The organism is Pseudooceanicola pacificus (genome assembly GCF_009789075.1).
Lineage (GTDB): Bacteria > Pseudomonadota > Alphaproteobacteria > Rhodobacterales > Rhodobacteraceae > Pseudooceanicola > Pseudooceanicola pacificus.
In genome coordinates this window covers 388332-402571 of sequence record NZ_WNXQ01000001.1, presented here as the reverse complement: position 1 = coordinate 402571, position 14240 = coordinate 388332, and the positions used below count along the sequence as shown (strand labels likewise).

Below are 14240 nucleotides of genomic sequence, written 5' to 3'. Positions count from 1 at the left end.
GCCCGCGCCCCCGGGGGGCGGGCCTATTCGCCCAGCTTGGCGTGGACTTCGTCCAGGTCGATCTCGGCGATCGGCATCTTGTTGGCCGGGTTCTCGAAATCGTATTTGAACAGGTCGAAGTCGCGTTTGTAGATTTCGTAGACCAGGTGCATCGACAGATCGTCGAAATAGTCCTCGACCGGATGCGCGCGCTTGGGGCCGTGCCCCTCGCTTTCGTTGAAGCGAGGTATTTCCTTCAGGTCGATCGCGTGGCGGCTGTCGATGCTGTCCAGCACGACCTGCATCCCGTCGTTGAAGCTTTCGGTCCAGAAGATGTGGTCGTAGCGCCCGCCGTTCACGATATAGGTCGAGATATGGCCGGCCATCGCCGACCAGTGGATGTCGGGCTCCATCGGGCGGCGCCAGCGGATGGTGTCACGGGCGAACAGCAGGAAGCGGCGGAACGACTTGATCTGGTCGAACTCGTCCTTGCCGTCGGGGCCGCCGACCTCGATCCCGTATTTCTGGATCAGCAGGGGCACCAGGTTGCCGCGATAGCGGTTGCCGTTGCGCTGGATGCCGCAGATCTTGTCGAAGAAGGACGACAAGATGCGGGTATAGGGGTTGCGCACGCAGGTGAAGGCATAGGACTTGTGCCCGCGCACGTTGTCCTCGATCAACTTCTGGCTGTCCTCGATGGCCCATTTGTGCATGCCGCCGGTGGCGTCATGGATGTCACCGTCGAAAAACGCGCCGTGGTCGGAATAAAACATGATCTGACCGATGGTCGAGCAGGCGCATTTCGGCACCACACGGTACACGACACTCTCGCTCTCGGTCATCCAGGTTCCGGGAAAACCCATGTTTGCTCTGCCTCCGGCGTCCAGCCTGTTTTTTCGGCCCTACAGGCTTGCCCACCTAAAAAGCAAACTTATCCGGTTTAATCAATCAGCGTTCGTGCTTATCACTAAGGAAGACCTTTTCCGTTGCCGGAGTTACACGCCCTATGGCGAGCATCGCTTTCATATTGCTGTGCCACAAGGACCCGGCCGCCATTATCGAACAGGCTGAACGGCTTACCGCCGTGGGCGACTACATGTCGATCCACTTCGACGCCCGCGCCAAGCCCGAACACTACAAGCGGATCCGCGAAGCGCTGGCGAACAACCCCCGGGTGACCTTTGCCCGCCGCCGGATCAAATGCGGCTGGGGCGAGTGGTCGCTGGTGCAGGCGACGCTCCACGCCATCGAGGCCGCCGTCGACGCCTTTCCCCGGGCGACCCATTTCTACATGCTGTCAGGCGACTGCATGGCGGTGAAATCGGCCGAGTTCGCCCATGACTACCTGAACCGCTCCGATGTCGACTATGTCGAGAGCTTCGACTTTTTCGAAAGCGACTGGATCAAGACCGGCATCAAGGAAGAGCGGCTGATCTACCGCCACTACTTCAACGAGCGCGGGCGCAAGTGGCTGTTCTACCAGTCGCTGGAATGGCAGCGCCGGCTGGGGCTGGAGCGCAAGATCCCCGAGGATCTGCAAATCCAGATCGGCAGCCAGTGGTGGTGCCTGCGCCGCCGCACGGTCGAGGCGATCCTGGAATTCACCCGCGCCCGCAAGGACGTGATGCGCTTTTTCCGCACCACCTGGATCCCGGACGAGACGTTTTTCCAGACGCTTGTGCGCCACCTGGTGCCGGGTCCCGAGATCCGGTCGCGCACGCTGACCTTCCTGATGTTCACCGATTACGGCATGCCGGTGACGTTCTACAACGATCACTACGACCTGCTGCTCAGCCAGGATTTCCTGTTCGCCCGCAAGATCAGCCCCGAGGCGCAGCAGCTGAAGCGCCGCCTGGGTCAGCTCTATGCCGCCAAGGGCGTGAACTTCCAGATCTCGAACGAGGGGCGGAGCCTGTTCAAGTTCCTCACCAACCGGGGCCGCATCGGGCGCCGTTTTGGCCTGCGGTTCTGGGAGGCCGAGAATTCGCTGGGCCGCGAGCGCGAGCTGATGATCGTGATCTGCAAGAAGTGGCACGTGGCGAAACGCCTGCTGGACCGGATCCGCCAGGTCACAAACCTGCCCGCGATCGAATATCTGTTCCACGAGGAAGACACCAAACTGCCCGATCTGGGCGGCATCCAGCGTTCATTGGGCAAGCGGACGCGGCACCGCCGGGCGCTGATGCGGATGCTGTTCGACTATTACAACACGGACCGGATGATCATCTGCCTGGACCCGAACTCGCTGGAGCTGATCAAGGATTTTGCCGGCGACCGCTCGGTCACCAAGCTGCTGGAGGTCGAGTGCCAGTTCACCGAAGAGTACCTGATCGGCCATGCCAAGCGTGTCGGGCTGGCAGGCGAGACCACGTCGAAGGATACGCTGGAACGGCTGCTGCCGACGATCCGCAACGATATCGCCTTCGAGACGGACCGGATCCGCGACGAGGGACTTGAACACTTCTACCGGATCCGCCAGTCCGACAGCGCCGAGCAGAATGCCGGTCCGCTGTCGCAATTTCTCTCGCTCCCGCGTGAGACCGCGCGCGACATCGCGGCGATGGAGCACCTTTTCGTCGATTGAGGAGCGATATGGGTTACACTTACGACGACCAGAACATCTTTGCGAAGATCCTGCGGGGCGAGATCCCCAACAAGACGGTTCTGGAAACCAAGCATTCGCTGGCCTTCGAGGACATCCGCCCGCAGGCCCCGGTGCATGTGCTGGTGATCCCCAAGGGGCCCTATGTCACCTACGATCATTTCGCCGAGGCCGCGAGCGATGCCGAGATCGTGGATTTCACCCGCGCGGTGGGCAAGGTCTGCGAGATGACGGGCGTGACCGCCAGCGATGGCGAGGGTTGCCGCTTCATCTCGAATGCCGGGGCGCATGGCGTGCAGGAGGTGCCCCACCTGCATGTCCATGTCCTGGGCGGCCGCAGCATGGGCCGCATGGTGCAGCCCGACTAGGCCCTGGGGTCAGAGCCTAGCCCGGGAAGCGTTCCGAGGCCGGAACGCCCTCGGGGAAGAGGTGGAAGGGCTGGGCATCCGCGGTCTGGATGATGTTCTCGGGCTGGCCGTAGAAGGCCGGATCGTCCAGCGTGCCCGCCTTGACCATGACCATCGAACCGTCCGGGCGCACGGTGGTGATATGGGTGCCGCAGGTCGGGCAGAACTGCCGCTTGCGCGGGGCGTCGAGGTCCGAGCGGGCGAAATCCGTCGGGGTGCCTTTGGTCCAGGTGAAATTCTCGGGCGTGTAGGCCATGACGTAATTGGCCCCGCCGCCGCTGAGGTACTGGCATTCGCGGCAGTAGCAGGCGGTACGGCGCAGCGGCTCGCCCTCCAGCGCGTAGCGGGTGGCACCGCAATAGCAGCCTCCGGTGGTGGTGGTCATCTGATCTCTCCTGTCGTCAGCGCGGGGGAAGTTTGTCGAAGGCGGGAAGGCCCTCGGGCACGAGGTGGAAGGCCTGGGTGTCGCACATGTAGATCGCGGCCGTGGGGCCGCCATAGCTGGCCGGATCGTCCAGCGTCCCGGCCTTGAGCACATAGGTGCGCGCGCCGGGCCGTTCGGTGGCGATATGGGTGCCGCAGGTCGCACAGAAGCGGCGGGTGACAGGGCTGTCGAGGTCGCTGCGGGCAAATGCGGCCGGTTCGGCCGCCGTCCATGCGAAACCCTCATGGCCGACCATCAGGAAATAATTCGGGCCGCCGCCGCTGATGTACTGGCATTCACGGCAATGGCACTGGGCCTTGAACAGCGCCTTGCCCTCGGCGCGGTAGCGCACGGCCCCGCAGTAGCATCCACCTGTCCAGACCATCGAATCCTCCCCTGTTGGCGGGATGGTATGCCGTGGGGCCGGGACAGGGAAGGGACGCCGTCCGGCGCTCGGCTGCGCCCTCGCCCCGCCCGCCGTCCCGCATTGCGCAGAATCCGGGTCGAGCGGGAGACGGCGCCCGGGTCATATGGCGGCGCGATCATTGCAAGGAGGTCCGAGATGGACGTGACGATTCACCCGATGCCGACAGCCGTGGCCCGCGCCTTTCGCGCCGGGGCGCCGGATGCCAACGGGCAGCTGCCCGAACGCGCTACATCGGACGGCGGGGCCAATCCCTGCCGCCATTGCCTGCGGATGATCCCCGAGGGCGCGGGAATGCTGATCCTGGCATGGCGCCCCTTCAGCGCGCCGCAGCCCTATGCCGAGGTGGGGCCGGTCTTCCTCTGCGCCGCGGACTGCGCCGCCTGGGAGGGCGAGGGCATCCCGCCGGCGCTGGCAAGCCCGGAGTACCTGGTGAAGGGATACTCCGCCGGGGAGCGTATCGTCTATGGCACCGGGGGCATCGTGCCGGTGGGCGATATCCCCGCACGGGCGGCGGCGCTGCTGGCCGAGCCGCGCGTGGCATTTGTCGATATCCGCTCGGCCCGGAACAACTGCTTCCAGGCGCGGGTGACCCGGTCCGGAGAGGCGCCGCCCGCGCTTTGACGCCTTGCCCCGACCGCGGCAATCGCCCATATTCGGCCCCGTTGCCGCGGTCGGAAAAAGGAATGCCCCGGATGAGCTTTGACGCCCCCGAAACGAAGATCGTCGAGAGCCACAAGGTCGCCTGCGACGGCGGCGAAGGTGCGCTTGGGCATCCCCGGGTCTGGCTGCATATCCCGGAAGAGACCGGCTACGTCGAATGCGGCTATTGCGACGCGAGATACGTTCTGAAGGGCCGTGAGGGCGAGACGGCGGAAAACCCGGGCCTGAAGGCCTGAAGCGCGGTTGCGCCCCGGGTCGCGGCCTGGCGGCCGCGATGCCTCCGGCGGGCATATTTCTGGCAAGAGGAAGCAGGGGGGCGCGCCCGACCCCCGCGAGAGGGAGAGCGGCATGGGATTCGGCAAGGGGTGCCATCTGCATCTGATCGACGGCTCGGCCTTCATCTTTCGCGCCTATCACGCCCTGCCGCCGCTGACGCGGAAGTCGGACGGGGTGCCGATCGGGGCGGTCAGCGGCTTTTGCAACATGCTGCATCGCTATGTCGAGGGGAACACCGGGCCGGATGCGCCGACCCATGTGGCCGTCATCTTCGACAAGGGCAGCCATACCTTTCGCAACGACATGTACGACCTCTACAAGGCCAACCGCGAGGCGATGCCCGAGGATCTGCGCCCGCAGATCCCGCTGACCCGCCGCGCGACCGAGGCGTTCAACGTCGCCTGCAAGGAGCTGGAGGGCTATGAGGCGGATGACATCATCGCCACCCTGTCCTGCCAGGCGCGCGCGGCCGGGGGGCGGGTGACGATCATCAGCTCCGACAAGGACCTGATGCAGCTGGTCGGCGACGGGGTCGAGATGCTGGATGCGATGAAGAACCTGCGCATCGACCGCGACGGGGTGTTCGAGAAGTTCGGCGTCTATCCCGACCGTGTGGTCGATGTGCAGGCGCTGGCGGGCGACAGTGTGGACAACGTGCCGGGCGCGCCGGGGATCGGGATCAAGACGGCCGCGCTGCTGATCAACGAGTATGGCGATCTGGAGACGCTGCTGGACCGGGCCGAGGAGGTCAAGCAGCCCAAGCGGCGGCAGACCCTGGTCGAGAACCGCGCCCAGATCGAGCTGTCCAAGCGGCTGGTGCAGCTGGATTGCGAGACGCCGCTGGATTTCACCTTGGACGACCTGGAGGTGAAGGCGCCCGAGGCCGAGGTTCTGCTGGGCTTCCTCGCCGAAATGGAGTTCCGCACGCTGAGCAAGCGGATCTCCGACAGCCTGGGTGTCGAGGCGCCCGAGATCCCCGAGGCGCCCGCCACCGCGCCCGACCTGCCGGATGCGCCCGAGGCCCCGGCGATCGACCCGGAGGCCTATGAATGCGTGGCCGACATGGCCGCGCTGGAGGTCTGGATCGCGCGGATCCGCGAGCGGGGCTATGTCGCCGTGGATACCGAGACCACCGGGCTGAACGAGATGACCGCCGATCTGGTGGGGATCTCGCTGGCCTGCGAGGCGGGGCAGGCCTGCTACATCCCCCTGGCCCATCGGGCGGGCGACGGCGAGGGGCTGTTCAGCGACGATGCGCTGGCCGCGGGGCAGCTGCCCCTGAACGCCGTGCTGGATGCGCTGAAGCCGGTGCTGGAGGACGATGCCGTCCTCAAGATCGGGCAGAACATGAAATACGACGCCAAGATCTTTGCCCGCTATGGCGTGCAGGTGGCGCCGATCGACGACACGATGCTGATCTCCTATGCCCAGCATGCGGGGGAGCACGGGCACGGGATGGATGCGCTGGCCGAGCGCTATCTGTCGCACACGCCGATCCCGATCAAGTCGCTGCTGGGATCGGGCAAGAGCATGATCACCTTCGACAAGGTGAAGATCGCCGATGCGGTGAAATACGCCGCCGAGGATGCCGACATCACCCTGCGCCTGTGGCAGGTGATGAAGCCCCAGCTGCATCTGCGCAAGGTGACAACCGTCTACGAGACGCTGGAACGGCCGCTGGTGCCGGTGCTGGCGCGGATGGAGATGGCGGGCATCAAGGTCGACCGCAACACGCTGAGCCGGATGTCCAATGCCTTCAGCCAGACGATGGCCCGGCTGGAGGCCGAGATCCACGAGCTGGCGGGAGAGACCTTCAACGTGGGATCGCCCAAGCAGCTGGGCGAGATCCTGTTCGACAAGATGTCCCTGCCCGGGGGCAAGCGGGGCAAGACCGGCGCCTATGGCACCGGGGCCGACGTGCTGGAGGACCTGGCGACCGAGCATGAACTGCCGCGCCGGATCCTCGACTGGCGGCAGGTGAGCAAGCTGAAGTCGACCTATACCGACGCGCTGCAGGAGCATATCAACCCCGAAACGGGGCGGGTGCATACGAGCTATTCCATCGCCGGGGCGAACACCGGGCGGCTGGCTTCGACCGATCCGAACCTGCAGAACATTCCGGTGCGGACGGAAGAGGGGCGGCGCATCCGCGAGGCCTTTGTGGCTGACAGCGGCAAGGTGCTGCTGTCGCTGGATTATTCGCAGATCGAGCTGCGCATCCTGGCCCATATCGCGGGGATCGAGGCGCTGAAGGAGGCGTTCCGCGACGGGCAGGACATTCACGCGGCGACCGCGTCAGAGATGTTCAACGTGCCGATGGCGGAGATGACGCCCGATGTCCGGCGTCAGGCCAAGGCGATCAACTTTGGCGTGATCTACGGCATCAGCGGCTTTGGCCTGGCGCGCAACCTGCGGATCCCGCGCGCCGAGGCGCAGGGCTTCATCGACCGGTATTTCGAGCGCTTCCCGGGGATCCGGGAATACATGGACGACACCGTGGCCTTTGCCAAGGAGCACGGGTTTGTCCAGACGCTGTTCGGGCGGCGGATCAACACGCCCGAGATCAACGCCAAGGGCCCGCATGCCGGCTTTGCCCGGCGGGCGGCGATCAACGCGCCGATCCAGGGCACTGCGGCCGATGTGATCCGGCGCGCGATGATCCGCATGGACGACGCCATCGCGCATCTGCCCGCCCGGATGCTGCTGCAGGTGCATGACGAACTGCTGTTCGAGGTCGACCAAGGCGCCGAGGACGCGGTGATCAAGGTCGCCCGCGAGGTGATGGAGGGGGCCGCCGATCCGGCGGTGAAGCTGGCGGTGCCGCTGGTGGTCGACGCCGGCAAGGGCGCCAACTGGGCCGAGGCGCACTGACCCCGGGCTACATCCGCAGCAGGACCTTGCCCTTGGCATGGCCGGATTCCAGATGGGCCATGGCCTTGGGGAAATCGTCAAACGGGTGACGGCTGTCGACGATCAGGCGCAGCTTGCCCGCGTCGACCCATTTCACCAGCCGGGTCAGGCCCGGGCCGTCGGGCCGCATGAACATGTAGCGATAGGTCACGCCATGCTCTCGTGCCAGCTGCCGGTAGCGGCGCGCGGCCAGGTCGAACAGCAGTTGCAGGATCCACCCGGCGCCCAGGTCGTGCCGTGCGGTATAGGCATCGGGCATGCCGGCAATCGTCAGCACCGTGCCGCCCGGTTTGCACAGGCGGAAACAGGCGTTCAGCGTCTTGCCCCCCATCAGGTCGAACACCCCGTCGAAGCGGGTTTCGACACTGGCCAGGTCGGTTGTGGTGTAGTCGATCACGTGATCGGCCCCGAGGTCCCGCACCAGCGCCTCGCCGCGGGGAGAGGCGGTGGTGGTGATCTCGGCTCCCAGGATGCGGGCGATCTGGATGGCCAGGGTGCCGACACCGCCGGCGCCGCCGGTGATCAGGATATGGCGGCCGGGGCCGGCCTGCAGCTCGCTCAGCGCCTGCAGGGCGGTCAGCCCGGCCAGCGGCAGGCCGGCCGCGTCGGCCAGGGGGATCGAGGCAGGCGCATGGGCCGTGACCGAGGCGTCGATGGCGGCATATTCGGCAAAACCGCCAAGGCGCGATTTCTCGACCCGCCCGATGACGCGGTCGCCGACGGCGAAATCGCGGACGTCTTGCCCGGCATCGACCACCTCGCCCGACAGCTCGTTGCCCAGGACAAAGGGCAGGCGGCGGCGCAGGATCACCCTGACCTCGCCCTTTCGGGTCTTGTAGTCGAGCGGGTTCAGCCCGGCGCCCGTCACCCGCACCAGCAGGTCACCGGCGCCGATGCTTGGCTTGTCGACAGACGTCAGGCGCGTTTTCTCGGGTCCGCCATACCCGGTCAGAAGAACGGCTCGCATGATCGTATCCCCGGAAACGGAGTCGGTGCAGGGTCAGGATGCCTGCGTTGCGGCGCTGCGGCAACACCTTGCTGTGCAAACGCAGAAAACGCTGCGGCCCGTCCGGCGGTCAGCGCAGCCAGACCTCGACCCGCCGGTTGACCTGGCGGCCCCAGGCGCTGTCATCGCAGGCCATCGGCATCGCCTCGCCAAAGGTTTCGACCCCAAGTTCGAGCTGGTCGAAATTGGCGGTCTCGGCGGCGGCCTTCACGGCGCGCAGCACGGATTCGGCGCGCCGCTGCGCGATGTTGCGGTTGCCCTCGGCCTGGCCCTCGCCGTCCGAAAAGCCGACAAAGACCAGCTTGCGCCCGTCGAACATGCCCGATTCCAGTGCCGCCGCCAGTTGCTGCACGTTCGACCGGGATTGCGGATCCAGCGCCGCCGATCCGGTTTCGAAACGGTAGGTGATCGTCAGCCGCCGCAGCGGCGCCAGCGTGGTGACCATCCGTTTCAGTTCGGTCAGGCCGATCTCGTCCCCCGCGCGGGCGATGGCATTGGCGAATCTGTCGCCCTGGTCGTCGATGGACACCTCTTCCGGCGACTGGTCGGTGAATCCGGTGCGCCGGATCACCAGCTGCGCGGCGGGGGTGCGGATATAGGCCAGGAATTCGCGCGCCAGCTTGGGCAGCCGCCGGGCGGGGCTGTAGAGGAACACCGGCGCGGTCAGCGGATAGTCCTCGGTCTTGGCGTTGCGGCGGGTGGCGTGGATGGTGAAACCGCAGTTCCCAGCCAGCCCGAGCGCCACCGCATTGCCGATCCCCGAGGCCGAGGCGAGGCCGATGGCAAAGGGATCGCGCAGCACCGCCTTGACCAGCGCCGCATCCGTCTTGTGCCGCGTGGCGTCGCTGCGCAGGTTGGCCGAGATCGGGCCCAGCAGGCGATCCTCGGCCGCCTGCCCCAGGCCCGAGGCCGCATCCCGCAGATGCACCGCAATTGGCGCATCCGGCCCGCCAAGCGCCTGCCAGTTGTCGATGGCGCCGGAAAACACATGGGCCAGGTCGGGCACCGTGATCTCGCGCACCGGGTTGCCGGGGGCGACGATGGGCACCAGCGCATCCAGCGCCAGCACGCGCGAGCGGTTGCGCCCGCGCAGGTCGCCCAGCCCGGCATCCAGGGCGCGGTCGGCCTCTTCATCGCGGACCTCGCGCAGGGCCATCACCAGATCGGCCTCGTTCGCCAGCAGATCGGCAAAGCCCTCGTCGGTATTGGCCGAATGGATGGAGAACCGCGCCGCGATCCGGTTCTCGGCCTTTTCGATCAGGGTATAGACCACGCGGGTGGGGCTCAGGTCCTCGCGGCTGACGCCGTAGCCGTTGCGCAGGGCAAAGCCTTCGACCAGCGCGGGCAGCAGCACCTCGCCGGTGGTCGAGGCGCCCGAGATCGCCAGTTCAGCGACATAGGCCTGCAGATCGGGGCAGCCCGGCCCGTCGCAGATCACGCCCGAGCCGTCGACCGTCAGCTCTCCGTAAACCGTGTCGATGCGATAGTATTCGCCGTCGAACCCCAGCAGCGTGCCGCTGACCTCGACCGAGCCGTCGCGCGACAGCAGCGTCACGTCCTGCGCCAGCCCGGCCCGGGGGCCCGACAGGGTGAATGCGATCCAAAGGAAAAGTGCGGCGAATTTCGCCGCACGTCCGTCCTGCAACAAAGATTTGGTCCGAAGCTCGCCTCAGTTGCTGGCGAGTTTCAGATCATTTGCGGGATTATTCAACACCAGAAAATCGCCCACTGCATCGCAGCCCGGCATGGGCACCTGCATCGCCTGCTTGACGATCTTGCCGGTGGGGCTGGTCTGCAGGCTGGTCGCCTTCAGCACATCGGTGCAGTTCGTGCGGGTGACCTCGACCTCGATCGACAGGTCCACCTCGCCTGCGGCGCGGGCGGTGGCACTCGGGTAGGTGTAGACCTGCGCCAGATTGCTGGTCAGCAGCGCATCGTCGCCCAGCAGGGTCAGGAAGCCGCCGCGCCCGCGTTCGGCGGCGCCGGGGCTGGCGGTGTGGCCGGACCAGATGTGCCCGTCGGTGTTGAAATCGGCGCCATATTCCAACGCGTGCATTTCGAACCCGCCGATGCCGGACCATTGCAGCACCGCGCGATCCAGGAATTTCAGGGCCGGCACCTCGGCCGCGGTGATCGCGCCCTCGCCGTTCGGCAGGGCGGCGATGAAGACCGCATCGACCTGCAGCGCGGGCACGTCGACGCGGATCGCGCCGTTGGCATCCAGCACCTCGGTGAAGGTCATGCCCTCGTGGTGAAAGGTCACGCGGTCCAGCGGCTGGCAGGGCGCGTGCAGGTCAAGCCGGACCATCGCGCCGGGGCGGGTGACGGCCTCCATCGTGACGGGGCAGTCGGCGCGGGATACGTCCGGAGCCTCGATCGGGGCCGGGGCGGTGTCGCTGCGTTCGGCCGAAGGATGGGTCATCCGGGGCGCCACGGTCGGCGCGGCCACGGCGCGGCCCTTGCCGGCCAGGGGGCCGGGATCGCTGGCCGAGGTCAGGATGATGTCCTGCAGGTCCAGATCGGCGCCGTCGCCGCCGGTGTCGAGCGACAGCACGGTTTCCTCGACCGGGGTGGCGGATTGCAGCGGCGCGGATCGGTCAGCATCGCGCTGCATCAGGAACCCGACGGCAACAGCGGTGCTGACGACAGCGGTCGCCAAAGCGATCTTGCGGATGATGATCATTCTACCCTCTTTCCCGGTCTTGCGCCGACGAAGAAGGAAGATGTCAGCAAAGTTTGGCCTGTTTGTGTCCGGCGGGCGGACTCATTGGGGCGACTATGCGTCTGTTTGCAAAGGGAAAGCGGCCGGGCCGCTTTCCCCGCGCGGTCGTTAGTGGGCGCCGTGGCAGTGTTTGAACTTCTTGCCGGACCCGCAGGGGCAGGATTCGTTCCGCCCCGGTTCGCCCCAGGTCGAGCGGTCGTTTTCGTCGAAACCCTCGCGCGCGGCGCCGGGCTGGGCCGGGTCCGCCTGGGTGGCCTGCGCGGCCTCCTGCTGCTGGCGCAGGGCCTCCTGCTGGGCCGCGATCTGCTGCTGGAACAGGGCCATCTGCTCGCGCTGCTCTTCCTCGGTCATCGGGCGGACCCGCGACAGGGCCGCGGTCACGTCCTCGCGCAGCGAATCGAGCATGCCCTCGAACAGGTGGAAGGCCTCGGTCTTGTACTCGTTCAGCGGATCGCGCTGTGCGTAGCCGCGGAAGCCCACGACCGAACGCAGGTGTTCCAGCGTCAGCAGGTGCTCGCGCCACTTGCGGTCGATGGTCTGCAGCAGGATCTGCTTTTCGATCATGCGCATGTTCTCGGGGCCGAACTGGCTGGCCTTCTTGGCCATCGCCTCGTCCGAGGCCTGCTCCAGCCGCTCGGCGACCTGCTCGTCATCCACGCCTTCCTCGGCGGCCCAGGCGACGACGGGAACGTCGATGCCCAGCTTCTCGATGGCGGCGGCATAGAGCCCTTCGGTGTCCCACTGGTCGGCGTAGGTCTTGGGCGGCATGTACTGGTCGACCATGTCGTCGATGACCTGGTGGCGCATGTCGGCGGCGATCTCCGAGAGATCCTTGGCCTCCATGATCTCCATCCGCTGCTTGAAGATCAGCTTGCGCTGCTCGTTCATCACGTCGTCGAACTTGAGGACGTTCTTGCGCATGTCGAAGTTGCGGCCCTCGACCTTGGCCTGGGCGCGTTCCAGCGACTTGTTCACCCAGGGGTGAATAATGGCCTCGCCTTCCTTCATGCCGAGGGTCGACAGCACCTTGTCCAGACGCTCCGAGCCGAAGATCCGCATCAGGTCGTCTTCGAGCGAGAGGAAGAAGCTCGACCGCCCCGGGTCGCCCTGACGGCCAGAGCGGCCGCGCAGCTGGTTGTCGATCCGGCGCGATTCATGCCGCTCGGTCGCCAGCACGAAGAGGCCGCCGGCCTGTTTCACCTTTTCCTCGGCCTCGGAATGCTCGGCCTCGATCTTGGCGCGGACCTCGTCGGGGTGGGTGTCGGGATTGGCGGCGATGGCCTCCATCACCTTGAATTCGACATTGCCGCCCAGCTTGATGTCGGTCCCGCGGCCGGCCATGTTCGTCGCTATGGTGATCGCGCCCAGCTTGCCGGCATCGGCGACGATCTGCGCCTCCTGCTCGTGGTGGCGGGCGTTCAGCACGCTGTGGGGCAGCTCGGCCTGCTTCAGCAGGTTGGACAGGGCCTCGGACTTCTCGATCGAGGTGGTGCCGACCAGGATCGGCTGGCCCTTGGCCTGCGCCTCGCGGATGGTCTCGACGATGGCGGCGTATTTCTCGGCCGTGGTGCGATAAACGGCGTCGTCCTCGTCCTTGCGCGCGATGGGCCGGTTGGTCGGCACCTCGACAACACCCAGGCCATAGATCTCCTGGAATTCCTCGGCCTCGGTCACGGCGGTACCGGTCATGCCCGCCAGCTTGTCGTAGAGGCGGAAATAGTTCTGGAAGGTCACCTGCGCCAGGGTCACGTTCTCTGGCTGGATCTGCACGCCTTCCTTGGCCTCGATGGCCTGGTGCAGCCCCTCGGACAGGCGGCGGCCGGACATCATGCGGCCGGTGAATTCGTCGATCAGCACGACTTCGTTGTTGCGGACGATGTAATCCTTGTCGCGGGTGAACATCTTGTGCGCCCGCAGACCCTGGTTCACGTGGTGCACCAGCGTGGTGCTTTCCGGATCGTAGAGCGTCTGTTCCTCGGGCAGCAGGCCCGACCGGTGCAGCGACTGTTCCAGGAACTCGTTCCCCGCGTCGGTAAAGGTCACCTGCCGCTGCTTTTCGTCCAGCGTGTACATGTCATCGGTCAGCTCGGGGATCAGCTTGTCGATGGCGGTATAGAGGTCGCTGCGGTCCTGCGCGGGGCCCGAGATGATCAGCGGCGTGCGTGCCTCGTCGATCAGGATGCTGTCCACCTCGTCGACGATCGCGAAGTTGTGGCCGCGCTGGAACATCTCGGTCAGCTCGGATTTCATGTTGTCGCGCAGGTAGTCGAAACCCAGCTCGTTGTTGGTGGCATAGGTGATGTCGCAGCGATAGGCCTTCATCTTCTCGTCCGAAGGCTGCTGCGGGTAGATCACGCCGGTGGTCAGGCCCAGGGCGCCATAGACGTTCGACATCCATTCGGCGTCACGCTTGGCGAGGTAGTCGTTGACCGTGACGATATGCACGCCCTTGCCGGTCAGCGCGTTCAGGTAGGCCGGGAAGGTCGCGACCAGGGTCTTGCCCTCGCCGGTCTTCATCTCGGAGATGTTACCCTGATGCAGGAAAATCCCGCCCATCAGCTGCACGTCAAAGGCCCTCAGCCCCAGGGCGCGCTTGGCGGCCTCGCGGCAGTTGGCAAAGGCCTCGGGCAGCAGCTTGTCCAGGCTTTCGCCGGCCATGGCGCGCTTGGCCAGCTCTTCCGTCTTGTCCTTCAGGGCCGCGTCGCTCAGCTCCTGGAACTCGGGCTCCAGGGCGTTGATCTGCTCGATTATCGGCCGCGTCGCCTTGATTTTGCGGTCGTTCGGCGTTCCGAACACCTTTTTGGCGATTGTTCCGATACCCAGCATG

12 protein-coding genes are annotated in these 14240 nt (G+C 66.0%); 5 read left to right on the top strand and 7 right to left on the bottom strand.

What is annotated here, in order from left to right:
• Positions 1-23: 23 nt before the first annotated feature.
• Positions 24-842, bottom strand: coding sequence for a sulfotransferase family protein (locus tag GLS40_RS01885; protein WP_160380903.1), 819 nt, complete (start codon positions 840-842; stop codon positions 24-26).
• Between the two features lie 143 nt (positions 843-985).
• On the opposite strand from GLS40_RS01885, the gene GLS40_RS01880 reads away from it, so the two are divergent.
• Positions 986-2563, top strand: a complete 1578-nt coding sequence (locus GLS40_RS01880; protein ID WP_160380902.1) for a DUF5928 domain-containing protein — start codon at positions 986-988, stop codon at positions 2561-2563.
• Between the two features lie 8 nt (positions 2564-2571).
• On the top strand, positions 2572-2949 hold the full coding sequence (locus GLS40_RS01875) for an HIT domain-containing protein (protein WP_160380901.1): 378 nt from the start codon (positions 2572-2574) through the stop codon (positions 2947-2949).
• 16 nt (positions 2950-2965) lie between these two features.
• On the opposite strand, the gene GLS40_RS01870 is transcribed toward GLS40_RS01875, so the two are convergent.
• Together GLS40_RS01870 and GLS40_RS01865 are read right to left on the bottom strand one after the other, a co-directional pair.
• Positions 2966-3373 carry a GFA family protein gene (locus GLS40_RS01870; protein WP_160380900.1) on the bottom strand — a complete coding sequence of 136 codons (408 nt, stop codon included), beginning with the start codon at positions 3371-3373 and terminating at the stop codon, positions 2966-2968.
• Positions 3374-3389: 16 nt separating this feature from the next.
• Positions 3390-3797 carry a GFA family protein gene (locus GLS40_RS01865; protein ID WP_160380899.1) on the bottom strand — a complete coding sequence of 136 codons (408 nt, stop codon included), beginning with the start codon at positions 3795-3797 and terminating at the stop codon, positions 3390-3392.
• Positions 3798-3974: 177 nt separating this feature from the next.
• On the opposite strand from GLS40_RS01865, the gene GLS40_RS01860 reads away from it, so the two are divergent.
• The 3 genes from GLS40_RS01860 to polA all read left to right on the top strand — a co-directional run bounded on the left by GLS40_RS01860 (position 3975) and on the right by polA (position 7646).
• On the top strand, positions 3975-4460 hold the full coding sequence (locus tag GLS40_RS01860; RefSeq protein WP_160380898.1) for a DUF1203 domain-containing protein: 486 nt from the start codon (positions 3975-3977) through the stop codon (positions 4458-4460).
• A 71-nt stretch (positions 4461-4531) separates the two neighbouring features.
• Complete coding sequence (locus tag GLS40_RS01855; RefSeq protein ID WP_160380897.1) at positions 4532-4735, top strand: zinc-finger domain-containing protein; 204 nt, start codon at positions 4532-4534, stop codon at positions 4733-4735.
• 112 nt (positions 4736-4847) lie between these two features.
• The gene (gene polA / locus GLS40_RS01850) at positions 4848-7646 is read left to right on the top strand and encodes a DNA polymerase I (protein WP_160380896.1); all 2799 of its coding nucleotides are present in this window, start codon (positions 4848-4850) and stop codon (positions 7644-7646) included.
• A gap of 7 nt (positions 7647-7653) precedes the next feature.
• Here polA and GLS40_RS01845 read toward each other — a convergent pair whose 3' ends face one another.
• The 4 genes from GLS40_RS01845 to secA all read right to left on the bottom strand — a co-directional run bounded on the left by GLS40_RS01845 (position 7654) and on the right by secA (position 14239).
• Positions 7654-8652, bottom strand: coding sequence for an NADP-dependent oxidoreductase (locus GLS40_RS01845; protein ID WP_160380895.1), 999 nt, complete (start codon positions 8650-8652; stop codon positions 7654-7656).
• Between the two features lie 109 nt (positions 8653-8761).
• Positions 8762-10336 (bottom strand): phosphate ABC transporter substrate-binding/OmpA family protein, encoded by a 1575-nt coding sequence (locus GLS40_RS01840; RefSeq protein WP_160380894.1) that lies wholly within the window; start codon positions 10334-10336, stop codon positions 8762-8764.
• 24 nt (positions 10337-10360) lie between these two features.
• Complete coding sequence (locus GLS40_RS01835) at positions 10361-11374, bottom strand: hypothetical protein (protein WP_160380893.1); 1014 nt, start codon at positions 11372-11374, stop codon at positions 10361-10363.
• Between the two features lie 147 nt (positions 11375-11521).
• Positions 11522-14239: a preprotein translocase subunit SecA gene (secA, locus tag GLS40_RS01830; protein WP_160380892.1), complete on the bottom strand. Its 2718-nt coding sequence runs from the start codon at positions 14237-14239 to the stop codon at positions 11522-11524.
• Between the last annotated feature and the right edge of the window lies 1 nt (position 14240).

What these genes read in the sequence shown, in the direction of transcription:
- GLS40_RS01835 (WP_160380893.1), bottom strand. Translation starts at nt 11,374, where the DNA reads ATGATCATCATCCGCAAGATCGCTTTGGCGACCGCTGTCGTCAGCACC.
- GLS40_RS01865 (WP_160380899.1), bottom strand. Translation starts at nt 3,797, where the DNA reads ATGGTCTGGACAGGTGGATGCTACTGCGGGGCCGTGCGCTACCGCGCC.
- GLS40_RS01860 (WP_160380898.1), top strand. Translation starts at nt 3,975, where the DNA reads ATGGACGTGACGATTCACCCGATGCCGACAGCCGTGGCCCGCGCCTTT.
- GLS40_RS01875 (WP_160380901.1), top strand. Translation starts at nt 2,572, where the DNA reads ATGGGTTACACTTACGACGACCAGAACATCTTTGCGAAGATCCTGCGG.
- GLS40_RS01855 (WP_160380897.1), top strand. Translation starts at nt 4,532, where the DNA reads ATGAGCTTTGACGCCCCCGAAACGAAGATCGTCGAGAGCCACAAGGTC.
- GLS40_RS01880 (WP_160380902.1), top strand. Translation starts at nt 986, where the DNA reads ATGGCGAGCATCGCTTTCATATTGCTGTGCCACAAGGACCCGGCCGCC.
- GLS40_RS01870 (WP_160380900.1), bottom strand. Translation starts at nt 3,373, where the DNA reads ATGACCACCACCACCGGAGGCTGCTATTGCGGTGCCACCCGCTACGCG.
- GLS40_RS01885 (WP_160380903.1), bottom strand. Translation starts at nt 842, where the DNA reads ATGGGTTTTCCCGGAACCTGGATGACCGAGAGCGAGAGTGTCGTGTAC.
- polA (WP_160380896.1), top strand. Translation starts at nt 4,848, where the DNA reads ATGGGATTCGGCAAGGGGTGCCATCTGCATCTGATCGACGGCTCGGCC.
- GLS40_RS01845 (WP_160380895.1), bottom strand. Translation starts at nt 8,652, where the DNA reads ATGCGAGCCGTTCTTCTGACCGGGTATGGCGGACCCGAGAAAACGCGC.
- secA (WP_160380892.1), bottom strand. Translation starts at nt 14,239, where the DNA reads ATGCTGGGTATCGGAACAATCGCCAAAAAGGTGTTCGGAACGCCGAAC.